Origin of the sequence: Streptomyces sp. NPDC048473 (assembly GCF_043200155.1) — a bacterium.
GTDB lineage: Bacteria > Actinomycetota > Actinomycetes > Streptomycetales > Streptomycetaceae > Streptomyces.
Map to the genome: position 1 here is coordinate 357,906 of NZ_JBICXE010000001.1, position 23,652 is coordinate 381,557.

Here is a 23,652-nt window from a genome sequence, read left to right on the forward strand (position 1 = left end):
GACTGGCAGGAGAAACCACGTGACTGCGTTCTCCCGAAGGCATTTCGTCGGCGCCGCCGCTGCCGGAACATCCGCGCTCTGGCTCGCCGGCTCCCGTACCGCATGGGCCGCAGCAACCCCCGCACCGACGGGCCACCCGGGCGCCGGCATCTACGAGAAGACCGTCCGCGACGCCGCCATGACCTGGCGCACGCTCCCCACCGGCTGGCAGCAGGCCCCCTTCCTCGCCAACGGCTGCCTCGGCGCCCAGCTGTACGCGGGAAAGACCGCCAACACCCTGAAGCTGATGCTCAGTCACAGCCAGGTGCAGGACCAGCGCGGCCAGTGGCGCGGCGGCATCGGCTTCTCCCGCCTCCCCATCGGGTACTTCACCCTGACCCTCGCCGGGGAGATCACCGCCGTCGACTGGACCCTGGATCTGTACGACGCCGAGCTGCGCGGCACCGTCACCACCACCCGCGGCTCCCTGGCCTTCTCCGCCCTCGTCCAGAACGACACCAGTGCCCTGCTGATCTCCACCCGGCCCACCCCCGGCGAGGAGTCCGCCGCCTGGTCCTTCCAGTGGCTGCCCGCTGCCACCACCCGCAGCAGCGGCAAGCCCGAGGACTACACGGCCAACCCGGACCCGCGCGTCGGCGACGGCTTCGTCGAGCAGCCGCTGCTCGCCGGCGGCGGCTGGACCACCGCCTGGCGCGAGCAGCGCGAGGGCACCGGCCGGCTGCTCGCCGCACACCTCGTCTACCGCTTCCCCGGCCAGGTGTCACAGGCGACGATGGAAGCGCTGAGCGCCGTGGACCGCACCCTCGCCGCCGATCCCGACCGGCTGGTGGACCGTCACCGCACCTGGTGGCACGCGTACTACCGGCGCAGCTTCCTCTCCGTGCCGGACAAGCGGCTGCAGAGCTTCTACCTCATCCAGCTCTACAAGCTCGCCGCCTCGACCAGGGCCGAGGGTCCGACGATCTCCGAATGGGGCCCGTGGTTCCCCGAGGTCGGCAACAACTGGACCGCGGTCTGGTGGAACCTCAACGTCCAGATCGGCATGGCACCCATTCACGGCTCCAACCACCCCGAACTCGACTCCGTGACGGGCGCCTTCCGCCGCTTCGAACACAACCTGCCGACCTCCGTCCCTGCCGACTACCGCGACGGCGAGAGCTACGCGCTCGGCCACCCCTCCGACTGGCAGCTGCGCGCAGGCGATACGTACGACGTCGGCGCCCCGGGCTCGGACCACGTCTCCGACAACTTCGGCAATCTCACCTGGGCCCTGCACAACGTCTGGCAGTCCTACCGGCACTCGATGGACCTGTCCGTCCTGCGCGACGTGGTGTATCCGATCCTCGCGAAGGCCATCAACTTCTACGCGCACTTCCTGCACGAGGGCCCGGACGGCAGGCTGCATCTGCTGGAGACCCGCTCCCCCGAGTACGCCAACGCCGCGGACTGCACCTACGACCTCTCGCTCGTCCGCTGGGGTGTGCGCACCCTGATCGCGTCGGCGAAGCTGCTGCGGAACAACGATCCGCGGCTGGAGCGCTGGCAGGACATCGACCTCAGGCTCACCCCGTACGCCGAGGACCCGGCGGCCGGCGTCATGATCGGCAAGGATGTCCCGCTCGCCGACTCGCACCGCCACCACTCGCATCTGCTCTGGCTCTACCCGCTGCGCGAACGGAACTGGGACCGGGCCGGGGACCGCGATGTGATGCAACGCTCCATGGACCACTGGGTCTCCATGCAGCAGCTGTGGCACGGCTACAGCTACGCCACCGCCTCGTCCATGTACTCGGTGATGGACGAGCCGGAGAAGGCCCTCGACTTCCTGACCTTCTTCACCGATCTGAAGGTGGTCGCGGACTGTCAGATGACGGTCAACACGATGTACCGGGAAGGCAAGAACCTCGCCCTGGAGAGCCCGCTGTCCGCCGCCCAGTCGATGCTCGACATGGTGGTGCAGGGCCACGAGGGGGTGGTGAAGGTCTTCCCGTCCGTCTCGGACCGCTGGGCGGACGCGTCGATCGCGTCACTGCGCACCCAGGGCGCCTTCCTCGTGGACGCGGACCGCTCCGGCGGTGCCACGCGCTGGGTACGGGTGCACAGCGAGGCGGGCGCACCGCTGACCCTGGACCACTCCATCGCGGGCCGGATCGATGTACGGGACACGTACGGGCGCCCGCTGCACTGGCGGGAGACCGGACCGGGCCGGATCACGGTCGCTCTGCCGCGCGGTGGCACGGCGGTGGTCACTCCGCACGGCGCGCACCGCCCCGGGACGGGCCCACGCGATGTGCCGTCGAACGGGACGTGGACGCGCTGGGGCCTGCCGGACTGACCCGGGCGTATGCAGGGGGTGCCGCTCGCTCCGTACGGTCGGGGCGGCACCCGCCACTCGTACTACAGGGCGCGGCGCATCGCTCGGTGGGCGATCCCGGCGTCCGGGAATTCGGGACCGTACGCCACATACCCGAGCCGCTCGTAGAAGCCGAGTGCATGGGTCTGGGCGTGCAGATCGACGGCGGCCAGACCGAGCCCACGGGCCGCGTCCTCGATGGCCCGGACCAGCGCCACGCCGACGCCGAGACCGCGCGCCGTCCTGGTCACCGCCAGCCGGCCGAGCGAGCCGACCGTGAGGTCGCCGCCGGTCTTGGTGACGGCGGCCGGGCCGTGCAGCAGCCGCCCGGTGCCGAGCGCGGAGCCGTCCGCCGAGACGGCGATCACATGCACCGCGTCAGCGTCGTAGGCGTCGTACTCGATCTCCTCGGGCACGTTCTGCTCGCCGACGAAGACGTCCTTGCGGACCTGGAAACAGGCGGCGCGGTCCTGCTCGCCGACGACGGTACGGGTGGTGTACGGGGCAGGCATGCCGGTCATTCGCTCTCCGCCGCGATCCTGTCCAGGGCCTGCTGGAGGTCGTCCGGGTAGTTGCTGGAGAACTCCACCCAGCTGCCGTCGGACGGGTGCTCGAAGCCGAGCCGGACGGCGTGCAGCCACTGCCTCGTCAGGCCGAGGCGCTTGGCCATCGTCGGGTCTGCGCCGTAGGTGAGGTCACCGACGCAGGGGTGGCGGTGGGCCGACATGTGCACCCGGATCTGGTGCGTACGGCCCGTCTCCAGCTTGATGTCCAGGAGGCTGGCGGAGCGGTAGGCCTCGATGAGGTCGTAGTGCGTCACGGAAGGCTTGCCCTCGGCCGTGACGGCCCACTTGTAGTCGTGGTTGGGGTGGCGGCCGATGGGAGCGTCGATGGTGCCGCTCATCGGGTCCGGGTGGCCCTGCACCAGCGCGTGGTACTTCTTCTCGACGACCCGGTCGCGGAACTGCGCCTTCAGCAGGGTGTAGGCCCGCTCGGACTTGGCGACGACCATCAGGCCGGAGGTGCCGACGTCGAGACGGTGGACGATGCCCTGGCGCTCGGCGGCACCGGACGTCGAGATCCGGTACCCGGCCGCGGCGAGACCGCCGATGACGGTCGTGCCGGTCCAGCCGGGGCTCGGGTGGGCGGCGACCCCGACCGGCTTCACGATCACGACGATGTCGTCGTCGTCGTGCACGATCTCCATGCCCTCGACGGGCTCGGCGACGATCTGCACCGGAGCGGGTGCCTGCGGCATCTCCACTTCCAGCCAGGCGCCGCCCCGTACCCGCTCGGACTTCCCGACCACCGCGCCGTCCACCTGCACCTTCCCGGCAGCGGCCAGCTCGGCGGCCTTGGTGCGGGAGAAACCGAACATCCGGGAAATGGCGGCGTCGACACGCTCGCCTTCCAGACCGTCGGGTACGGGCAGGGTGCGGACCTCGGGATACGTACTCACCTGTCGAGTATGCCTTGCCCCTGCTAGTCCTTGTGCACGGTGCCGTCGGGGTCCAGGCCCTTGAAGGAAAGGATCACGATCAGGATGCCGCCGCAGACGATCGCGGAGTCGGCGAGGTTGAAGACGGCGAAGTGTGCGGGGGCGATGAAGTCCACCACCGCGCCCTGGAAGGTGCCGGGAGCGCGGAAGATGCGGTCGGTGAGGTTGCCGAGCGCACCGCCGAGCAGCAGGCCGAGCGCGATGGCCCACGGCAGGCTGTAGAGCTTGCGGGCAAGGCGGGCGATCACGACGATGACGGTCGCCGCGATGAAGGTGAAGATGATCGTGAAGGCCTCGCCGAAGCCGAACGCGGCGCCCGCGTTGCGGATCGCGTCGAGCTTCAGCCAGTCGCCGAAGATCTCGACCGGCGGGTGATGCTCCAGCTTCTCGACCACGATCATCTTGCTGATCAGATCGAGCAGATAGGCGAAGACGGCCACGGCGAAGAGCACCATGATCTTCCGCTTGCCCCTGCTCGGGGCCGTCTCCTCGACCCGGCTCTCGGCCTCGTCCCCTTCGGTCCCCTCAGCATCGGGGATGTCCGGCGTACCGATGATGCGCTCCGCCTCTGCCACGTGAGTCCCTCAACCTAGGTTCCTGACTGAGGACGAGGGTACGACACACGGCCACGGATCAACCGCGGCGCTCCTGCTTCTGTTTGTCCTCGACGCAGAGCGTGGCGCGGGGGAACGCCTGCATCCGCGCCTTGCCGATCGGATTGCCGCAGATTTCACACAGCCCGTACGTCCCGGCGTCGAGCCGGGCCAGGGCCCGCTCGGTCTGCTCCAGCATCTCCTGGGCGTTGGCGGCGAGCGACATCTCGTGCTCGCGAGTGATGTTCTTGGTGCCGGTGTCCGCCTCGTCGTCACCCGCCCCGTCACCGGAGTCACGCATCAGCCCGGCGAGTGCGGCACCCGCGGCCTCCAGCTCGCTGCGCAGCCGCAGGATCTCGCTGCTCAGCACGGCCCGTGCCTCTTCGACCTCTTCCGGCGTCCAGGGGTCCTCACCCGGCCGGACCGCCAGCTCGCCAGGGGCTGTCGTGACGACTCCACCGGCCGGGGGCACGGGCGCCGCACCCTTGCCGGCCATGCGGGTCCGGGCCGCGCTCTTCTTGGCTACCACCGTGTGGGCTCCCGTCTGCTCGGCGGCCTCGGCCGCCACCGTGGCCGCTGCGGCGGCCTTCTTCGAAGCCTTCTTGGCCGCGCTCTTCTTCGCAGGTGCCTTCTTGGCCGGCGCCGCGTGCTCGGCGGGCGCCGCCCGCTTCCGGGCCGCGGTTTTCTTCGCCGCGGCCTTCTTCGCAGCCGCCGTCGGGCCGGCCTCGGGGATGGGCTCCCTACCCGCCTCTCCGCTCGCCTTCCCGGCCGCCGCGCCCGTGGATCTCGCTGACGCCGACTTCTTTGCGGCGGTCTTCTTCGCCACCATGGCCGCGGCCCCTTCACATATTGTGATCTTGCACGCGAATCGTGCTGGGACGATAAATCGACCCCAGCCCCGCGGCAACGGGGCACGCCGCCGAATCGCCCCTCCCCGTGTCCGGATACCGACGCGCCTGAATCCGTTGTGCCCAGCTCCCCGCCGGGTAATCCGCCTCCCGGCCCCCCGACCGGACTCCGTACGTCCGCGTCTGCCCATTCGGGTCACGCCCCGCCTCACGGGTTAAACCGGTCGGCCGTCGCCCGTACGGGCCCGTACACTGGCCTCAGCGAGAGGCGTGGATGGGACGAGTAGCGTCGTACGCAGCCAGGAGCGACCCGGGGACGGTGGGAGCCCGGGGGCGAGCGCGTCGTGAAGATCACCCGGAGCCGTCGGAAGAAAGCCGCAAGGCGAGTAGAGCCGGCATCGCGACCCCAATGAGGGGGTCACGGGTACACACCCGGGGCCAAGGAGGGTGGTACCGCGGGAGTCGATGAGGCTCTCGTCCCTCCGACGGAAGTGGAAAACGTCCGCCGGAGGAAGTCCGCCCATGACATCGCCGCAGTACCGCCAGGTACCCGCCCAGGTCGACCTGCCCGCGCTGGAGCACGCCGTGCTCGATTTCTGGCGCGAGAGCAAGGTCTTCGCCAAGAGCCTCGAACAGTCCGAGGGCCGCCCCGAGTGGGTCTTCTACGAGGGCCCGCCCACCGCCAACGGCATGCCCGGCGCCCACCACATCGAGGCCCGCGTCTTCAAGGACGTCTTCCCCCGCTTCCGCACCATGCAGGGCTATCACGTCGGCCGCAAGGCCGGCTGGGACTGCCACGGACTGCCGGTCGAGCTCGCGGTCGAGAAGGAGCTGGGCTTCAACGGCAAGAAGGACATCGAGGCGTACGGCATCGCCGAGTTCAACGCCAAGTGCCGCGAGTCCGTGACCCGCCACACCGACGCGTTCACCGAGCTCACGACCCGGATGGGTTACTGGGTCGACCTCGACGACGCGTACCGCACGATGGACCCCGAGTACGTCGAGTCGGTGTGGTGGTCGCTGAAGGAGATCTTCAACAAGGGCCTGTTGGTCCAGGACCACCGTGTCGCCCCCTGGTGCCCCCGCTGCGGTACCGGCCTCTCGGACCACGAGCTGGCACAGGGTTACGAGACGGTGGTCGACCCGTCGGTCTTCGTACGCTTCCCCCTCACCTCCGGCCCGCTGGCCGGCGATGCCTCGCTCCTCGTCTGGACGACCACCCCCTGGACCCTGGTCTCCAACACCGCCGTCGCCGCGCACCCCGACGTCACCTACGTCGTCGCGACCAACGGCGAGGAGAAGCTCGTCGTTGCGCAGCCCCTCGTCGAGAAGGCGCTGGGCGAGGGCTGGGAGACCACCGGCCAGACCTTCACCGGCCGCGAGATGGAGCGCTGGACGTACGAGCGCCCGTTCACCCTGGTCGACTTCCCGGCGGAAGCCCATTACGTGGTCAACGCCGAGTACGTGACGACCGAGGACGGTACGGGTCTGGTCCACCAGTCCCCCGCCTTCGGCGCCGACGACCTCGTCGTCTGCCGCGCCTACGACCTCCCGGTCGTGAACCCGGTCCGCCCCGACGGCACCTTCGAGGAGAACCTGCCGCTGGTCGGCGGCGTCTTCTTCAAGAAGGCCGACGAGGCGCTCACCGAGGACCTGGCCGCCCGCGGCAAGCTCTTCCGGCACGTCCCGTACGAGCACAGCTACCCGCACTGCTGGCGCTGCCACACCGCGCTGCTCTACTACGCGCAGCCGTCCTGGTACATCCGTACGACCGCCATCAAGGACCGGCTGCTCGAAGAGAACGAGAACACCAACTGGTTCCCCGACTCGGTCAAGAACGGCCGCTTCGGTGACTGGCTGAACAACAACGTCGACTGGGCACTGTCCCGTAACCGCTACTGGGGCACCCCGCTGCCCATCTGGCGCTGCGAGGACAGCCACCTCACCTGCGTCGGCTCGCGCGCCGAGCTCAGCGAACTCACCGGCACCGACCTCACCGGGCTGGACCCGCACCGTCCGTTCATCGACGAGATCACGTTCACCTGCTCGCACGAGAACTGCCAGCTGGAGGCGTACCGCGTCCCGGAGGTCATCGACGCCTGGTACGACTCGGGCTCGATGCCGTTCGCGCAGTGGGGCTACCCGTACAAGAACAAGGAGCTCTTCGAGAGCCGCTACCCGGCGCAGTTCATCTCGGAGGCCATCGACCAGACCCGCGGCTGGTTCTACACGCTGATGGCGGTCGGCACGCTGGTCTTCGACAAGTCGTCCTACGAGAACGTGGTCTGCCTGGGCCACATCCTCGCCGAGGACGGCCGCAAGATGTCCAAGCACCTCGGGAACATCCTTCAGCCGATCCCCCTCATGGACCAGCACGGCGCGGACGCGGTGCGCTGGTTCATGGCGGCGGGCGGCTCCCCGTGGGCGGCGCGCCGCGTCGGCCACAACACGATCCAGGAAGTCGTCCGCAAGACCCTCCTGACGTACTGGAACACGGTCGCCTTCCAGGCCCTGTACGCCCGTACGTCCGGCTGGGCGCCGTCCGCGGCCGACCCGGCCCCGGCGGACCGCACGGTCCTGGACCGCTGGCTGCTGAGCGAGCTGAACGCACTGGTGGACCAGGTCACGCAGGCTCTGGAGGGTTACGACACCCAGCGCGCCGGCAAGCTTCTGTCCGCGTTCGTCGACGATCTGTCCAACTGGTACGTACGCCGCTCGCGCCGCCGCTTCTGGCAGGGCGACAAGGCGGCGCTGCGCACCCTGCACGAGGTCATCGAGACGGTGACCCGGCTGATGGCGCCGCTCACCCCGTTCATCACCGAGCGGGTCTGGCAGGACCTGGTGGCTCCGGTCGCCCCGGACGCCCCCGAGTCGGTCCACCTGTCCGCCTGGCCGAAGGCGGACCTCGCGGTCATCGACCCGACGCTCTCCACCCAGATGGCGCTGGTGCGCCGCCTGGTCGAGCTGGGCCGGGCCACGCGCGCGGAGTCGGGCGTCAAGACCCGTCAGCCGCTGTCCCGGGCCCTGGTGGCGGCGGCGGGCTTCGAGTCCCTCTCCCCCGAGCTGCACGCCCAGATCACGGAGGAGCTGAACGTCTCCTCGCTGGCCTCCCTCACTGATTCCTCCGCCGGCCCAGCGGGCGGCGGCTCGCTGGTCGACACGACGGCGAAGGCGAACTTCCGGGCGCTGGGCAAGCGGTTCGGCAAGGGCGTCCAGGCGGTCGCGAAGGCCGTCGCGAGCGCCGACGCGGCGGCCCTCTCGCTGGCCCTGCGCGAGGGCACGGCGTCGGTCGAGGTGGACGGCGAGACGGTCGCCCTCTCCCCCGACGAGGTGATCATCACCGAGACACCGCGCGAGGGCTGGTCGGTGGCGTCCGACTCGGGCGCGACGGTCGCCCTGGACCTGGAGATCACCCCGGAACTGCGGCGCGCGGGCCTCGCCCGTGACGCGATCCGGCTCATCCAGGAGGCCCGCAAGAACAGCGGCCTGGACGTCGCGGACCGCATCGCCGTCCGCTGGACGTCTGTCTCCCCCGCCACGGTGGAGGCCCTGACCGAGCACGCGGCCCTGATCGCGGACGAGGTCCTGGCGCTGGACTACGCACAGGGCGAGGCGGACGCGGCATACGGCACCCCGTTCGAGGACGAGGGCCTGTCCCTGACGTTCCGCCTCCGCAAGACGGAGCAGTAACGCCCACCCCGCCCATCGGAGGCCCGCCCGGAACAAGTGCTCCGGGCGGGCCTCCGGCACAACCAAGCCCCTCCGGCGGCTGAGGAGCAGGGGTCTGGGGGGGGCAGAGCCCCCGGTTCGGGAAGGGGCGGGCAGGGGTGCGCCCGCCGCAGGCGCACCCACCCACCCCCATCGCCCCACGCCCACCGCCCACGACAAAAGGGCCGGGCCCCGGGGAAAACCCCGGGGCCCGGCCCTCAGCCTGCCGACGGCTACGCGCTCATCGCGCGCACCCGGCTCAGTTGTCGTCCTCGTCGATCAGGAACCCACGCATCGGCGAAGGAGCCTGCTGCATCGGCTGCGGCGCCTGCGGCCGCACCGGCGCCATCGGCTGGGTCATCGCCGGCGACATCTGCTGCTGGCCACCGTACGACGGCCCACCGCTCATGGACGGGTTGCCGCCCATCTGCTGGTTGCCGTGACCGCCGTGGTTGCCGCCCATGGTGTGACCCATGGCACCCGCACCGGCCGGAGCCAGCGAGGGCGACGGCGGCAGCGAAGCGGTCGCCGGGGTGCGCGGCGGGGCCAGCGAGTCGTCGGCCTGGGTCTCCAGCTGACGCAGCTGGCTCTCCAGGTAGGACTTCAGCCGGGTCCGGTACTCGCGCTCGAAGCCACGCAGGTCCTCGACCTTGCGCTCAAGCGTCGCGCGGGCCGACTCCAGCGAGCCCATCGCCACGCGGTGCTTCTCCTGCGCGTCCCGCTCCAGCGCGTCCGCCTTGGCACGCGCATCCCGCTCCAGGCCCTCGGCACGGCTGCGCGCCTCGCCGACGATCTTGTTGGCCTCGGAACGGGCCTCCGCGATCGCCTGGTCGGCGGTCTGCTGTGCGAGCGAGAGGACACGGGCGGCGCTGTCGCCACCGGGGCCCTGACCGGGCTGCTGCATCTGCGGCGGCTGCTGCATCTGCTGCATCTGCTGCTGCGGGGCGTGACCCATGGGGCCACCCATCGGGCCACCCATGGGACCGCCCTGCATCGGACCGGGGCCGTGCGGGCCCTGCGGGCCGGGGCCGTGCGGGCCCTGGGGACCAGGACCGTGACCGCTGGGACCGGCGGGCAGCTGCGGAGCACCACCGGGCAGCTGGGGCGGACCCATCTGCGGGGGCTGCTGCTGGACCGGCGGACCCGATATGGCGGCGGGCACAGGTGCCCCGGGCCGGTCCTGCGGCTCCGGCTTGCGCATCCCCTGCTGCTGCTGGTTCTGCGCGGCGGCACGCGTGGCGGCGGCCAGCTTGGCGCGCAGGTCCTCGTTCTCACGGAGCAGGCGGGTCAGCTCGGACTCGACCTCGTCGAGGAAGGCATCGACCTCGTCCTCGTCATAGCCTTCTCGGAGGCGGACCGTCGTGAACTGCTTGTTCCGCACGTCCTCGGGGGTCAGCGGCATCTCTTCTTCACCTCTACGTAGTCGTCGGCAGTCGGCAAGACCGTATCGCTCACAACCTGATCACGATGCTGATCAGGATGTAGACGATGATCATCAGAACGAAGAAGGACAGGTCGAGTGCCACGCCCCCGAGACGCAGCGGCGGGATGAACCGCCGCAGAAGCTTGAGCGGTGGATCCGTGACAGTGTAGGTGGCCTCAAGTATGACCACCATCGGCTTGCCGGGCTGCCATGAACGTGCGAACTGGAAGACGTAGTCCATGACCAGCCGGAAGATCAGCACGATGAGGAAACACATCAGCGCGATATAGACAACCTGCAATGCGACGCCCATTTCGCGCTTCCCTCTCCCCTGGCTCTTGTAGCTCCGGCCCTACGGCCGGGTTGTTCCCGGTGTCGTGTTCTCAGCTCTGGTTGAAGAATCCGCCCTCAGCAATGCGGGCCTTGTCCTCCGCCGTGACATCGACGTTAGCAGGCGACAACAGGAACACCTTCTGCGTCACACGCTCAATGCTGCCATGGAGACCGAAGACGAGTCCTGCGGCAAAGTCGACAAGTCGCTTTGCGTCCGTATCGTCCATCTCCGTGAGATTCATGATCACCGGAGTGCCCTCACGGAAGTGTTCCCCGATGGTACGGGCCTCGTTGTAGGTCCTGGGGTGCAGCGTGGTGATGCGGTAGGGCTCCCGCTCGGACACAACCTTGGGCATGATCACCGGTGCGTTCTTCTCCATGTTCGGGCGTTCAGGTGTGATGGATGCCACGGGGGCGATTCGGGCGGGTCGTTCCCTTTCCACCGGGATCTGAACCGGCTCCCGCTGCGCGGGAGGCTGTACCACTCGTACCGGTTCGTCCCGTTCCCGGTCCCGCTCCACCTGATGCGCGGGCTGGTGCCGCCGCCGGTCCCGCTCAGGCTCCGGCTCGGGTTCGAATTCGTCGTCGGGGTCGAACCCCGGACCGTCGTACCCATCGTCCTCCACGAGGCCGAGGTAGACCGCCATCTTGCGCATCGCGCCGGCCATGCTCTGAGTCCTCCGCTCTGTGGTGGATCGGCATCTGTCACCAAGTGCCCCGCGATCCACTGAGGCCTGCCCGCCAAAGGCGGGAATGACCATATTTTCTGCTGTGGTCCGACCTGCTTGGCGACGTTACCCGAGCCTCGGTCGGACTCCGAGTACCGCCGTACCGACGCGCACATGTGTCGCTCCGGCCGCAACCGCATCCTCGAGGTCCGCGCTCATCCCTGCAGAGACCATGTTCGCAGCCGGATGGTTCCCGCGCAGGCGGGATGAGATTTCCATCAGCCGGTCGAAGGCGGCGCGTTGCCGTCCCGCGTACGGTCCGGCGAGCGGTGCGACGGTCATCAGACCGCCGAGCCGCAGCCCGGGCTCGGATTCGACCGCGGCGGCCAACTCCTCGATCCCGTCCGGCGCGACGCCGCCCCGATCGCCCCGCTCGCCACTCTCCGCATCGAGTGCGACCTGGATGAGACAGCCGAGTTCGCGCCCCTCACGCACGGCGGCCGCCGAGAGGGCCGTGACCAATTTGGTCCGATCCACCGACTGCACAACATCGGCATAACTCGCCACAGAACGAGCCTTGTTCGTCTGCAATTGACCGACAAAGTGCCACGTGAGCGACAAATCCGCACATTCGGCTGCCTTGGGTGCCGCGTCCTGGTCACGATTCTCTGCGACATGACGCACACCGAGTTCATGCAGAATCCGCACATCGCTCGCGGGGTAGGTCTTGGTGACCACGATGAGGGTCACTTCTTCCCGTTTGCGACCGGCGGCGATACAGGCGGAAGCAATGCGTTCCTCCACCCGTGCCAGATTTTCGGCGAGTTGAGTCTTACGGTCCGTCATGCCCTATCAGTCCAACCAGACATATCCGGCGAGCCGCCCGGTGGTGCGGTCGCGGCGGTACGAGAAGTGGTCGCCCGATTCGAGGGTGCAGACCGGCGATGCGTGCCGGTCTTGGACCCCGAGGGCTTCGAGCTGGGCGTGGACCCCGGCGGTGACATCCACGGCCGGGGTGCCCCAGCTGGTCTCGGACCATGAGGCCGGGACGCTCTCGGCGACTTCGGCGCGCATCCGGGACGGGACTTCGTAGCACCGTCCGCAGACCGCCGGTCCGGTGCGGGCGGTGATCCGGGAGGGCTCGGCGCCGAGCCCGGTCATCGCCTCGACCACGGCGGGAACGACTCCGGCGACCAGCCCGGGACGGCCCGCGTGCGCTGCCGCCGCGATCCCGGCGACCGGGTCGGCGAGCAGTACGGGGGTGCAGTCGGCGGTGAGCACGGCGAGCGGGAGTCCGCGCCGTGCGGTCACCACCGCGTCCACCGCGGGGATTTCCGAAGCGTCTCCCCACGGGCCGTCGACGACCGCGACATCCCGCCCGTGCACCTGGTTCATCCAGACGACCTGCGCCGGGTCCAGACCGAGGGCCCGTGCGGCGCGCTCCCGATTGGCCAGAACGGCGGCGGGGTCGTCTCCGACCGCGCCGCCGAGGTTGAGCTCCTCGTACGGAGGGGCGCTCACCCCGCCCCACCTGTCGGTGAAGGCGAAGTGCGCGCACCCCCCTGAGGACACTGCGGGCACTGCGTGATGCGGACCTATCACTTCAAGAAGTCCGGAACATCCAGCTCTTCGGCCTGGGAGTCCTGGTAGGGACGGGCCGGCGGGATGTGCGGCGGAGCGACCGGCGGCAGGTGGCTCTCGTTGGCCGCCTGTACGGGCTCGGCCTGGACCGGGGGCTCCTCGCGCGACGGTACGGAGCCCAGTCCGCCGGTCTGGCGCACGGGCTCGGCGGTCCGGACCGACGGGGCCGGCTCCTCGCGCTTGGTGGCGTTCGCGCCCAGGACGTTCTCGCGACGGGCCGGCGGCTGTCCGCCGTCGAAGCCCGCTGCGATCACGGTGACGCGTACCTCGTCGCCCAGTGCGTCGTCGATGACCGCACCGAAGATGATGTTCGCCTCGGGGTGAGCCGCCTCGCTCACCAGCTGGGCAGCCTCGTTGATCTCGAAGAGACCGAGGTCGCTGCCGCCGGAGATGGAGAGCAGGACACCGCGCGCGCCGTCGATGGACGCCTCCAGGAGCGGCGAGGAGATCGCCATCTCCGCGGCCGCCACCGCGCGGTCGTCGCCGCGGGCGGAACCGATGCCCATGAGCGCCGATCCGGCCTCGGACATGACCGACTTGACGTCGGCGAAGTCGAGGTTGATCAGACCCGGGGTCGTGATGAGGTCGGTGATGCCCTGGACACCCGAGAGCAGCACCTGGTCGGCCGACTTGAACGCGTCGAGCACGCTGACCTGGCGGTCCGAGATGGACAGCAGTCGGTCGTTGGGAATGACGATGAGGGTGTCGACCTCTTCGCGGAGCTCGGCGATGCCGTCCTCCGCCTGGTTTGCGCGTCGCCGGCCCTCGAAGGTGAACGGGCGGGTGACCACGCCGATCGTCAGGGCGCCGAGCGAGCGCGCGATGTTGGCGACGACGGGTGCGCCGCCGGTGCCGGTGCCGCCGCCTTCTCCGGCGGTGACGAAGACCATGTCGGCCCCCTTGAGGACCTCCTCGATCTCCTCACGGTGGTCCTCTGCCGCCTTGCGACCGACGGCCGGGTTGGCCCCGGCGCCGAGGCCACGGGTGAGTTCGCGGCCGACGTCGAGCTTGACGTCGGCGTCGCTCATCAACAGGGCTTGCGCATCAGTGTTGATCGCGATGAACTCGACGCCCTTGAGACCGACCTCGATCATTCGGTTGATGGCATTGACACCACCGCCGCCGACACCGATGACCTTGATGACTGCGAGGTAGTTCTGCGGTGCTGCCACGTCGAAGGCCTCTCGCCTCGAGTTACGTGTCGTCGCTTTGCGGTAGTACCGCCGCGACGACTGATGCCGATTGGGACGGTCCGAAACGCCGACCCAAACCCTAACGTTGAAGTTTAGGGTTACCAGTGTGTCTGCTTCATGGACTCTTCCGAACAGGACACTAAGTCGACAAGTGGCGCACGTTCAACGAACACGCCGAACCTCCCGTTTTTCTTTTCACCCTATGTGATCACCCGTAGCGCTGACCAACCAGGGTGCTGGCCAGGCCAAATGCCCGTCAACTGCCCGACACGGCAGGGGCGGTGGGTGCACTCACGTCGAAGTGTCCCGCTTTGGGAGCGGCTTTCATGAGAGCGGTGAGGACTCTTGCCTTCACCGGACCTTCTTCACCGCTGCCCCAGACCACCGTGCGGCCCCGGGTGAGTTCCAGGGAGATCGAGTCGTACGAGGTGACCCGTACGGCCTTGGTGTCCTTGGCGACGCCGCCCGGAAGTTCGCCCGCGACCCGGACCGCTTCCCGCACCAGCCGGGCGCTGCCGAAGCGGCGCAGACTCGCGGACTGATCAGGTGTCAATTCCAACAGAGGTACACGCCCGGGCGATTTGTCCACCGTTGCGAAGCGCACGCCTTTCGCGTCCACTTCAATGAATTTTGCTCCCTTTTTCACCAACAGGACCGGCTGTCGTTCGGTCACCCTAAGTCCGATTCCGTGCGGCCATGACCGTACGACATCCACCGAGTCGATACGAGGCAGCTTCTGGCGCAACCGGTCGGCGATGGCGTCGGTGTCCACGGAGACCAGCGGCGCCCCGATCGGTACCGCTGCGGCGGCCTCGACCTCGGCCTGTGTCAGTACGTCGACACCGGTGGTCCTGATCTGTTCGGTCCGGAGCCAGGAGGAGCCGTAGAGCGCCCAGACGGCGCCGGAGCCGAGCAGCAGCACCAGCACGCCGATCACGATCAGCTGTCTGCGGCTGGGCCTTCTGCGCCCTGCGGGGCGTGGGCGCGGCGGGCGGGCCGGGGAGTCCTGCTGCTGTGCTGCACCGCGCTGGGCGGTCGTCGGTCCGGCCACGCTCGCTCCTTATGCCGGGTCCGGGGGCACCGCCCCCGGACCCGTCCGCCTCACGCGTTGCGGCGTGCGGCAATCGCCTCGTACACCATGCCGACGAGCAGGTCATCGGCGTCCCGGCGGCCGAACTCGGCGGCGGCGCGGGACATCTCGTACAGCCGGTGCGGATCCGCGAGCACCGGCAGGACGTTGCCCTGCACCCACTCGGGGGTGAGCGCCGCGTCGTCCACCAGCAGACCGCCGCCGGCGTTGACCACCGGCTGGGCGTTGAGCCGCTGTTCGCCGTTGCCGATGGGCAGCGGTACGTAGGCGGCGGGGAGCCCGACGGCGGAGAGTTCGGCGACGGTCATCGCGCCCGCGCGGCAGAGCATCATGTCGGCCGCCGCGTACGCGAGATCCATCCGGTCCACGTACGGTACCGGGATGTAGGGCGGCATCCCGGGCATGTTGTCGACGCGCGGCAATTCGTTCTTCGGGCCGACCACGTGCAGGATCTGGATCCCGGAGCGCTGCAGCAGCGGGGCGACCCGCTGGACCACCTCGTTGAGGTGGCGTGCGCCCTGCGAGCCGCCGGAGACCAGCAGCGTCGGCAGGTTGGGGTCGAGACCGAAGGCGGCACGCGCCTCGGGGCGGACCCGGGCCCGGTCCAGGGTGGCGATGGTCCGGCGCAGCGGGATGCCGATGTAGCGGGCACCGCGCAGCTTGCTGTCGGGGGTGGAGACGGCGACCCCGTGGGCGTACCGCGAGCCGATCTTGTTGGCCAGGCCCGGCCGGGCGTTGGCCTCATGGACGACGATCGGCACACCGGCCCGCTTGGCGGCGAGGTAGCCGGGCAGGGCGACATAACCGCCGAAGCCGACCACGCAGTCCGCCTTGGTGCGCTCCAGGATCTGCTCGGCGGCCTTGATGGTGCCGCGCAGCCGTCCCGGGACGGTGATCAGTTCCGGGGTGGGCTTGCGCGGCAGCGGCACGGCCGGGATCAGGGCGAGTTCGTACCCCCGCTCGGGTACGAGCCTGGTCTCGAGTCCGCGCTCCGTGCCCAGGGCAGTGATTCCCACGCTCGGGTCCTGCCTGCGCAGGGCGTCCGCGAGGGCAAGCGCGGGCTCGATGTGGCCGGCGGTCCCCCCACCGGCGAGTACGACATGCACCGAAATTCACCGCTCTCCGGACGGACGCTTCTTGACGCGCCGTCTCATCGTCTTCCATCTCACCCCGGGCCTCCGCATGGCCAGGGCCGCCTTCGCGGCGGGATCCTCTCGCGCGAACGCGATCAGCAGCCCGACAGCGAACATGGTCGGCAGCAGGGCCGATCCTCCGTAGGAGAACAGCGGGAGCGGGACACCGGCGATCGGCAGCAGGCCGAGCACCGCACCAATGTTGATCACGGCCTGCACCGTGATCCAGGTGGTCACACCTCCCGCGGCGTACCTCACGAAGGGATCCTCCGTGCGTCCGGCCACGCGGATACCCGCATAGCCTAGAGCCGCGAAGAGGGCGAGTACCGACAGCGTCCCCGCCAACCCCAGTTCCTCCCCGGTGATGGCGAAGATGAAGTCGGTGTGCGGTTCAGGTAGTTGACCCCATTTTTCCACACTTGCACCGAGCCCGGAACCGAACCATCCGCCGGACGCCAGAGCATAGATGCCGTGCACGGCCTGCCAGCAGGAGTCCCCGGGACCGGGTTCGCTGGCGCCGATGCAGGCGAGCCTGGACATCCGGTTCGGGCTGGTCTTGATCAGCACGAAGGCGATCACTCCGGCGAAGGCGAGCACCCCGGCGAAGAGCCGGGTGGGTGCCCCGGCCAGCCAGAGCAGTCCGAACAGGATCGCCGTGAGAATGATCGCAGTGCCCATGTCACCGCCGAGCATGATCAGCCCGAGGAGCATGAAAGCGACCGGGACGAGCGGCACGAGCATGTGCTTCCACTGCGTGAGCAGCCGTTTGTCCTGTTTACGGGCGAGCAGGTCCGCGCCCCACAGGACCAGGGCGAGCTTCCCGAATTCGCTGGGCTGGAGCTGGAAGGGGCCGCCCAGATAGAGCCAGTTCTGGTTGCCGTTGACCGACATCCCTATCCCTGGTACCTGGACCAGCACCATCAGGAAGACGGTTCCCATGAGCAGCGGATAGGCGAACGCCCGGTGCAGTTTGGCGGGCATCCGGGCAGCGAGCGCCATCAGTCCGGCGCCGATGACAGCGGCGAGGAACTGTTTCCGGAAGAAGTAGGTGCCGGGTTTGTCCAGCTCCAGGGCCTTGATCATCGAGGCGGAATAGACCATCACCAGGCCGAGCGCGGTGATCAGCAGGCCGGCGCCCAGGATCAGGTAGTACGCGGTCAGAGGGCGGTCCCAGGCCCTGCGTGCCTGCTCGTACATCCGCTGCACACCGCCGCCGCGGGGGGAGCGCGGGCCGCCGGTGGAGCGCCCCTTCGAGCGTGGCGCCGAGGGGCGCCGGGAGCCGGAGGCCGAACGGACCCGCAGGGCGGGGCCGAGGGGCGCCAGGGAGCCCGCACCCGCGAGCAGGGGCGGGGTGAGCGCCCGGCTGATCGCCGCGGTGGCCCGTGAGCGGTTCCCACGGGGCGCGGCGGAGCTCTCTTCGGCCGGCATTGTCGCTGTCCCCTCCACTGCTCGTGCCCGGGGCCGCTGCCGAGGGCCGGGGCCCGTGGCGCGGTCGCCCGCACCCGGTCTTCCGGGACAGTACGGCGCGGGGGCCGGGCCCGTCAGGCGCTCTCGGCGGCGAGTGCGCGCACCGCGTCCGCGAACGCCTCGCCCCGCTTGTTGTAATTGACGAACATGTCCATCGAGGCGCAGGCCGGGGCCATCAGTACAGTGTCTCCCGGCCGGGCGAGCCGTGCCGCCTCGCGGACCGCCTCGGACATCGCCCCAGTGTCGGTCCGGTCGAGGTCGACCACCGGGACCTCGGGGGCGTGTCGCGCGAGGGCTTCGCGGATCAGGGCCCGGTCGCGGCCGATCAGTACGACGCCCCGCAGCCGCCCGGCTGCCCCCGTCACCAGCTCGTCGAAGGTGGCGCCCTTGGCGAGGCCGCCGGCGATCCAGACGATCGGGTCGTAGGCCGCGAGGGAGGCCTCGGCGGCATGGGTGTTGGTGGCCTTGGAGTCGTCGATGTACGCGACCTGGGCGACGTCCGCGACATGCTCGATGCGGTGCGGGTCGGGGCAGAAGGCCCGCAGTCCGTCCCGTACGGCCGCGGGCTCGACACCGAAGGCGCGGGCCAGGGCCGCGGCCGCCAGGGCGTTGGCGATGTTATGCGGGGCCGGCGGGTTCACGTCGGTGACCTCGGCGAGTTCCTGGGCCTGCTTCTGCCGGTTCGTCACGAAGGCGCGGTCGACGAGGATGCCATCGACGACGCCCAGTTGGGACGGGCCGGGTGTGGCCAGCGTGAAGCCGATGGCGCGGCAGCCCTCTTCGACGTCGGCCTCGCGGACCAGGTCCTCGGTCGCCTTCTCGGCCGCGTTGTAGACGCAGGCGATGCGGTTGCCCTCGTAGATCCGGCCCTTGTCCGCGACGTACGCCTCCATGGAGCCGTGCCAGTCGAGGTGGTCGGGGGCCAGGTTGAGGACGGCCGCGGAGTGGGCGCGCAGCGAGGGCGCCCAGTGCAGCTGGTAGCTGGACAGTTCGACGGCGAGTACGTCGTACTTCTCGTCGCCGAGGACGGCGTCGAGGAGGGAGACACCGATGTTTCCGACGGCGGCGGTGCGCAGCCCGGCCGCCTCCAGGATCGAGGCGAGCATCCGTACGGTCGTGGTCTTGCCGTTGGTGCCGGTGACCGCGAGCCAGGGTGCCGCATCGGAACCTCGCAGCCGCCAGGCGAGTTCGACGTCGCCCCAGACCGGGACGCCCGCCTCGGCGGCTGCGATGAAGAGCGGTTTGCCGGGCTTCCAGCCGGGGGTGGTGACGATGAGCTCGGTGGACTCGGGCAGGGTCGCCCCGTCGCCGAGGCGCACGGTGATGCCCTGCGCCTCCAGCTCCGCGGCCTGCGCACGGGAACGCTCGTCGTCCCCGTCGTTGACCACCGTGACGACGGCCCCGAGGCCGTGCAGCACCTTGGCCGCCGGGATCCCGGAGACTCCGAGTCCCGCAACGGTGACGCGCTTGCCCTGCCAGTCCTGGTTGCTCACTTCTCGGCTGCCCATCCTGCGTAGAAGAGACCGAGTCCGACGATCACGCACATGCCCTGGATGATCCAGAAGCGGACCACGACAAGGACTTCGGACCACCCCTTGAGTTCGAAGTGGTGCTGGAGCGGTGCCATCCGGAAGACCCGCTTACCGGTCATCTTGAAGGAGCCGACCTGGATGACCACGGACATGGTGATCATCACGAAGAGGCCGCCGAGGATGGCCATCAGGAACTCTGTGCGGGAGCAGATCGCCAGACCGGCGAGCGCGCCGCCGAGGGCGAGCGAGCCGGTGTCACCCATGAAGATCTTGGCGGGCGAGGTGTTCCACCACAGGAAGCCGAAGCAGGCGCCCATCAGGGCGGAGGCGACCACGGCCAGGTCCAGCGGATCTCGCACCTGGAAGCAGGCGTTGGGGTTGGTCAGAGTGTCCGCGTTGACGCAGGACTCCTGGAACTGCCACAGCCCGATGAAGGTGTACGCGCCGAAGACCATCACCGAGGCACCGGTGGCCAGGCCGTCCAGACCGTCCGTCAGGTTCACGCCGTTGGACATGGCGAGGATCATGAACAGCGCCCAGACGACGAACAGCACCGGGCCGATCGACCAGCCGAAGTCCGCGACGAACGACAGCCGGTCGGAGGCCGGGGTGTTGCCCTGCTTGTCCGCGAACTGGAGCGAGAGGACGGCGAAGGCGATGCCGACGATCAGCTGGCCCGCCATCTTCGCCTTGGCCCGCAGACCCAGCGAACGCTGCTTGACGATCTTGATGTAGTCGTCGAGGAAGCCGACGAGACCCATGCCGGTCATCAGGAAGAGCACCAGCACGCCGGAGAAGCGCATCTCCTCGCCGGTGATCAGCTTCGCCGCGACGTACGCGATGATCGTGGCCAGGATGAAGGCAATACCGCCCATGGTGGGCGTGCCCTTCTTGGACCCGTGGGTGCGCGGGCCGTCGTCCCGGATGAACTGCCCGTATCCCTTGCGGGCCAGCAGCTTGATCAGCAGCGGAGTTCCGACCAGGGTCAGGAAGAGCCCGATGGCCCCCGCGAAGAGGATCTGCCTCATCGGCCGGCGACCTCGCCCTCGGACGCGTTCTCCAGCAGTGCCATGGCGACCTGCTCCAGGCCGACCGACCGGGACGCCTTCACCAGCACGACGTCTCCCGGGCGCAGTTCACTGCGCAACAGGTCGACGGCAGCCTGTGCGTCGGACACGTGCACCGACTCCTCACCCCACGAACCCTCGTTGTATGCGCCCAGTTGCAGCCAGGAGGCTTCTCTGCCCCCGACCGCGACGAGCTTGCTGACGTTGAGCCGGACGGCGAGCCGCCCGACCGCGTCGTGCTCGGCGAGCGAGGCGTCGCCGAGCTCGGCCATGGGGCCGAGCACAGCCCACGTACGCCGGCCCTTCCCCATGGCGGCCAGCGCGCGCAGCGCTGCTTTCATGGATTCGGGGTTCGCGTTGTAGGCGTCATTGACGAACGTCACGCCGTCCGGACGCTCGGTGACCTCCATGCGCCAGCGGGAGAGGGTGCCCGCCTCGGAGAGCCCTTCGGCGATCTCGTCTGCGGACAGGCCCAACTCATGGGCGACGGCGGCCGCGGCGAGCGCGTTCGACACGTGGTGCTCACCGTACAGGCGCATGGTCACGTCGCTGCACCCGGTGGGTGTGTGGAGCTTGAAAGTGGGGCGCCCGTCGTCGGTGAGACGGACATTCTCTCCCCGTACGTCCGCATCCGCGGCTTCACCGAAGAGCAGCACCCGGGCTTTCGTACGGGAGGACATGGCGCGCACGAGCGGGTCGTCGGCGTTGAGTACGGCGAGGCCGTCCTCGGGCAGGGCCTCGACCATCTCGCCCTTCGCCTTGGCGATCTGCTCGCGGCCGCCGAACTCGCCGATGTGGGCGGTGCCGACGTTGAGGACGAGGCCGATCCGGGGCGGGACGAGGCCGGTGAGGTAACAGATGTCTCCGATGTAGCGTGCACCCATCTCCAGGACGAGGTGCTGGGTGTCCTCGGTGGCACGCAGTGCGGTGAGCGGCAGGCCGATCTCGTTGTTGAGGTTGCCCGCCGGGTAGACGGTGGGCCCCTTGCGTTCGAGGAGCTGGGCGATGAGGTCCTTGGTGGAGGTCTTGCCCGCGGAGCCGGTGAGGGCGACGACGGTGGTACCGAGGCGGCCGACGACGGCGCGGGCGAGCGCACCGAGCGCGGCCACGACGTCGTCGACGACGATCGCCGGAACACCGACGGGGCGGGCGGCCAGCACGGCTGCCGCGCCCGCCTCGACGGCGCGCTGCGCATAGTCGTGTCCGTCGACCCGCTCGCCGGCGAAAGCGACGAACAGGCTGCCTTGCTTCACCTCTCGGGAGTCGATGACGACGGGCCCGCTGACGGTTGCTGCCGGATCGGGTATGTCGTACGACTGCCCGCCGACGATTTCGGCGATCTCGGCGAGGGAAAGGGCGATCACTTGGTCATCCCTGACTGTTGTTCTCGTGGGTGTGGGCGCGGTGGGCGGCGCTCTCGGTGCCGCTGTGCCCCAGGGACCGCTCGATGGCCGCGCGCAGGACCACGCGGTCGTCGAAGGGGCGTACCACGCCATGGATGTCCTGGCCCTGCTCATGGCCCTTGCCGGCGATCAGCACCGTGTCACCGGGCTCGGCGCGGGCGACCACGGCGGCGATGGCGGCGGCCCGGTCGGCGTCGACCAGGACGTCACCCCGCTCGTGGACGGGCACCTCGGCGGCGCCCGCGAGCATTGCGGCGAGGATTCCGAGGGGGTCCTCGGAACGGGGGTTGTCGGAGGTCAGTACGGCGGTGTCGGCGAGCCGGGCCGCGGCGGCGCCCATCGGTCCGCGTTTGGTCGTGTCGCGGTCGCCGCCGCAGCCGAGGACGATGTGCAGCCTGCCCTCGGTGACCTTCCGCAGGGAGCGCAGCACGGATTCGACGGCGTCGGTCTTGTGCGCGTAGTCGACGACCGCGAGGTACGGCTGTCCCGCGTCGACGCGTTCCAGCCGGCCGGGGACGCCCGGAACGGCGGCGACACCGTCGGCCGCGGTCTGCGGGTCGAGGCCCGCGACGGCGAGGGTGACGATCGCGGCGAGGGTGTTTGCGACGTTGAACGGGCCGGGCAGCGGGGCCCTGGCGGCGATCCGCTCGTCCTTGGGGCCGACGACGGTGAAGGTGGAGCCCAGCGGCCCGACTTCGACGTCCTCGGCGCGCCAGTCGGCGTCCGGGTGGCCCTCGGCGGAGAAGGTGACGACCGGGACGGACGCCTCGGTGACCAGCCTGCGGCCGTACTCGTCATCGAAGTTGACGACGCCCTGTCGACTGCGCCGGGGGGTGAAGAGCTGCGCCTTGGCCTGGAAGTAGTCCTCCATTCCGGAATGGAACTCCATGTGCTCCGGGCTGAGGTTGTTGAAGACCGCGACGTCGAAGACGCAGCCGTCGACCCGGCCGAGCACCAGGGCGTGGCTGGAAACCTCCATGGTCACCGAGTCGACGCCGCGTTCGCGCATGACGGCGAACAGGGCCTGCAGGTCGGTGGCTTCGGGGGTGGTGCGCTCGGACTTGATGCGCTCGTCACCGATCCGCGTCTCCACCGTGCCGATCAGCCCGGTGGCGCGCCCGGCGCCCCGGAAGCCGCCCTCGATGAGATACGCGGTGGTGGTCTTGCCGGAGGTTCCGGTGATGCCGATCTGGAGGAGACCGGCGCCGGGCCGTCCGTAGATCTCGGAGGCGAGTCCGCCCATCCGGCCGCGCGGGTCCTCGGTGACCAGCACCGGAAGTCCGGTGGCGGCGGCGCGCTCGGCGCCGGCCGGGTCGGTGAGGATCGCCGCCGCGCCGAGGCCGGCCGCCTGGGCGGCGAAGTCGGCGCCGTGGAAACGGGCACCCGGCAGGGCCGCGTACACGTCCCCGGGGCGGACCGCCCGCGAGTCGTGGGTGATGCCGGTGACCTCGCCGGTTCCCGGCGGTTCGACTCCCAGCCGGGCTGCCAGCTCGCCGAGGGGCGTCGGCCTGAGCCGATCCGGGCGGGGCGCTCCCGGGTAGTTCACAGGGGCGTCCTTCGGGGTGGTTTGGAACTGATCAGCGTGGGGCACGGCGGTGAGCGTACCGGGCCCACCCGGCCTCTCGCGAAGTGAGGGGGCGGGGCTCTGGTGGTTCCCGTTCCGGTTCCCGGGATCGGGGGTGATGGTTGTCACTGGCTGGTT

Annotated in this window: 19 protein-coding genes; 2 read left to right on the plus strand and 17 right to left on the minus strand. The window is 69.7% G+C overall.

The features are described from left to right. Positions 1 to 19: 19 nt before the first annotated feature. Complete coding sequence (locus tag ACGFU7_RS01695; RefSeq protein ID WP_393691228.1) at positions 20 to 2,335, plus strand: hypothetical protein; 2,316 nt, start codon at positions 20 to 22, stop codon at positions 2,333 to 2,335. Between the two features lie 62 nt (positions 2,336 to 2,397). Here the strand turns inward: ACGFU7_RS01695 and ACGFU7_RS01700 are convergent, their stop codons facing one another. Genes ACGFU7_RS01700 through ACGFU7_RS01715 form a run of 4 tightly spaced genes read right to left on the minus strand, consistent with a single transcriptional unit; the run spans position 2,398 to position 5,273 of the window. Next, entirely contained in the window at positions 2,398 to 2,874 is a 477-nt protein-coding gene (locus ACGFU7_RS01700; RefSeq protein ID WP_393691230.1) for a GNAT family N-acetyltransferase, read from the minus strand. Continuing rightward, the gene (locus ACGFU7_RS01705; protein ID WP_393691232.1) at positions 2,871 to 3,812 is read right to left on the minus strand and encodes an RluA family pseudouridine synthase; all 942 of its coding nucleotides are present in this window, start codon (positions 3,810 to 3,812) and stop codon (positions 2,871 to 2,873) included. Before ACGFU7_RS01705 ends, ACGFU7_RS01700 begins: the two co-directional genes overlap by 4 nt. A gap of 23 nt (positions 3,813 to 3,835) precedes the next feature. Then, the gene (lspA, locus tag ACGFU7_RS01710; protein WP_393691234.1) at positions 3,836 to 4,426 is read right to left on the minus strand and encodes a signal peptidase II; all 591 of its coding nucleotides are present in this window, start codon (positions 4,424 to 4,426) and stop codon (positions 3,836 to 3,838) included. Positions 4,427 to 4,484: 58 nt separating this feature from the next. Beyond that, positions 4,485 to 5,273 carry a TraR/DksA family transcriptional regulator gene (locus ACGFU7_RS01715; RefSeq protein WP_393691235.1) on the minus strand — a complete coding sequence of 263 codons (789 nt, stop codon included), beginning with the start codon at positions 5,271 to 5,273 and terminating at the stop codon, positions 4,485 to 4,487. A gap of 541 nt (positions 5,274 to 5,814) precedes the next feature. Here ACGFU7_RS01715 and ileS point away from each other — a divergent pair. Continuing rightward, positions 5,815 to 8,982: an isoleucine--tRNA ligase gene (gene ileS / locus ACGFU7_RS01720; RefSeq protein ID WP_393691237.1), complete on the plus strand. Its 3,168-nt coding sequence runs from the start codon at positions 5,815 to 5,817 to the stop codon at positions 8,980 to 8,982. Between the two features lie 277 nt (positions 8,983 to 9,259). Here ileS and ACGFU7_RS01725 read toward each other — a convergent pair whose 3' ends face one another. The 13 genes from ACGFU7_RS01725 to ACGFU7_RS01785 form a co-directional block, all read right to left on the minus strand. After that, positions 9,260 to 10,402 carry a DivIVA domain-containing protein gene (locus ACGFU7_RS01725; protein WP_393691239.1) on the minus strand — a complete coding sequence of 381 codons (1,143 nt, stop codon included), beginning with the start codon at positions 10,400 to 10,402 and terminating at the stop codon, positions 9,260 to 9,262. Between the two features lie 49 nt (positions 10,403 to 10,451). Further along, positions 10,452 to 10,736, minus strand: a complete 285-nt coding sequence (locus tag ACGFU7_RS01730) for a YggT family protein (protein WP_072483208.1) — start codon at positions 10,734 to 10,736, stop codon at positions 10,452 to 10,454. Positions 10,737 to 10,806: 70 nt separating this feature from the next. Beyond that, positions 10,807 to 11,424 (minus strand): cell division protein SepF, encoded by a 618-nt coding sequence (locus tag ACGFU7_RS01735; RefSeq protein WP_393691829.1) that lies wholly within the window; start codon positions 11,422 to 11,424, stop codon positions 10,807 to 10,809. A gap of 126 nt (positions 11,425 to 11,550) precedes the next feature. After that, on the minus strand, positions 11,551 to 12,270 hold the full coding sequence (locus ACGFU7_RS01740) for a YggS family pyridoxal phosphate-dependent enzyme (protein ID WP_393691241.1): 720 nt from the start codon (positions 12,268 to 12,270) through the stop codon (positions 11,551 to 11,553). Positions 12,271 to 12,276: 6 nt separating this feature from the next. Beyond that, complete coding sequence (gene pgeF, locus ACGFU7_RS01745) at positions 12,277 to 13,026, minus strand: peptidoglycan editing factor PgeF (protein WP_393691243.1); 750 nt, start codon at positions 13,024 to 13,026, stop codon at positions 12,277 to 12,279. Then, entirely contained in the window at positions 13,023 to 14,237 is a 1,215-nt protein-coding gene (gene ftsZ, locus ACGFU7_RS01750) for a cell division protein FtsZ (RefSeq protein ID WP_393691244.1), read from the minus strand. The genes pgeF and ftsZ overlap by 4 nt, the downstream gene beginning before the upstream one ends. A 277-nt stretch (positions 14,238 to 14,514) precedes the next feature. Next, entirely contained in the window at positions 14,515 to 15,309 is a 795-nt protein-coding gene (locus tag ACGFU7_RS01755) for a cell division protein FtsQ/DivIB (protein ID WP_393691245.1), read from the minus strand. 50 nt (positions 15,310 to 15,359) lie between these two features. Then, on the minus strand, positions 15,360 to 16,454 hold the full coding sequence (murG, locus tag ACGFU7_RS01760) for an undecaprenyldiphospho-muramoylpentapeptide beta-N-acetylglucosaminyltransferase (protein WP_393691246.1): 1,095 nt from the start codon (positions 16,452 to 16,454) through the stop codon (positions 15,360 to 15,362). A 6-nt stretch (positions 16,455 to 16,460) separates the two neighbouring features. Continuing rightward, entirely contained in the window at positions 16,461 to 17,909 is a 1,449-nt protein-coding gene (gene ftsW / locus ACGFU7_RS01765) for a putative lipid II flippase FtsW (RefSeq protein ID WP_393691247.1), read from the minus strand. Between the two features lie 113 nt (positions 17,910 to 18,022). Further along, positions 18,023 to 19,456, minus strand: coding sequence for a UDP-N-acetylmuramoyl-L-alanine--D-glutamate ligase (gene murD / locus ACGFU7_RS01770; protein ID WP_393691248.1), 1,434 nt, complete (start codon positions 19,454 to 19,456; stop codon positions 18,023 to 18,025). Continuing rightward, complete coding sequence (mraY, locus tag ACGFU7_RS01775) at positions 19,438 to 20,508, minus strand: phospho-N-acetylmuramoyl-pentapeptide-transferase (protein WP_266361972.1); 1,071 nt, start codon at positions 20,506 to 20,508, stop codon at positions 19,438 to 19,440. Before mraY ends, murD begins: the two co-directional genes overlap by 19 nt. Then, positions 20,505 to 21,911 carry a UDP-N-acetylmuramoyl-tripeptide--D-alanyl-D-alanine ligase gene (murF, locus tag ACGFU7_RS01780; protein ID WP_393691249.1) on the minus strand — a complete coding sequence of 469 codons (1,407 nt, stop codon included), beginning with the start codon at positions 21,909 to 21,911 and terminating at the stop codon, positions 20,505 to 20,507. Before murF ends, mraY begins: the two co-directional genes overlap by 4 nt. Before the next feature lie 4 nt (positions 21,912 to 21,915). Further along, positions 21,916 to 23,643, minus strand: coding sequence for a UDP-N-acetylmuramoyl-L-alanyl-D-glutamate--2,6-diaminopimelate ligase (locus tag ACGFU7_RS01785; protein WP_393691251.1), 1,728 nt, complete (start codon positions 23,641 to 23,643; stop codon positions 21,916 to 21,918). Positions 23,644 to 23,652 lie beyond the last annotated feature (9 nt).

What these genes read in the sequence shown, in the direction of transcription:
- ACGFU7_RS01700 (WP_393691230.1), bottom strand. Translation starts at nt 2,874, where the DNA reads ATGACCGGCATGCCTGCCCCGTACACCACCCGTACCGTCGTCGGCGAG.
- ACGFU7_RS01715 (WP_393691235.1), bottom strand. Translation starts at nt 5,273, where the DNA reads ATGGTGGCGAAGAAGACCGCCGCAAAGAAGTCGGCGTCAGCGAGATCC.
- ileS (WP_393691237.1), top strand. Translation starts at nt 5,815, where the DNA reads ATGACATCGCCGCAGTACCGCCAGGTACCCGCCCAGGTCGACCTGCCC.
- ACGFU7_RS01725 (WP_393691239.1), bottom strand. Translation starts at nt 10,402, where the DNA reads ATGCCGCTGACCCCCGAGGACGTGCGGAACAAGCAGTTCACGACGGTC.
- ACGFU7_RS01730 (WP_072483208.1), bottom strand. Translation starts at nt 10,736, where the DNA reads ATGGGCGTCGCATTGCAGGTTGTCTATATCGCGCTGATGTGTTTCCTC.
- ACGFU7_RS01735 (WP_393691829.1), bottom strand. Translation starts at nt 11,424, where the DNA reads ATGGCCGGCGCGATGCGCAAGATGGCGGTCTACCTCGGCCTCGTGGAG.
- ACGFU7_RS01740 (WP_393691241.1), bottom strand. Translation starts at nt 12,270, where the DNA reads ATGACGGACCGTAAGACTCAACTCGCCGAAAATCTGGCACGGGTGGAG.
- ftsW (WP_393691247.1), bottom strand. Translation starts at nt 17,909, where the DNA reads ATGCCGGCCGAAGAGAGCTCCGCCGCGCCCCGTGGGAACCGCTCACGG.
- murD (WP_393691248.1), bottom strand. Translation starts at nt 19,456, where the DNA reads ATGGGCAGCCGAGAAGTGAGCAACCAGGACTGGCAGGGCAAGCGCGTC.
- mraY (WP_266361972.1), bottom strand. Translation starts at nt 20,508, where the DNA reads ATGAGGCAGATCCTCTTCGCGGGGGCCATCGGGCTCTTCCTGACCCTG.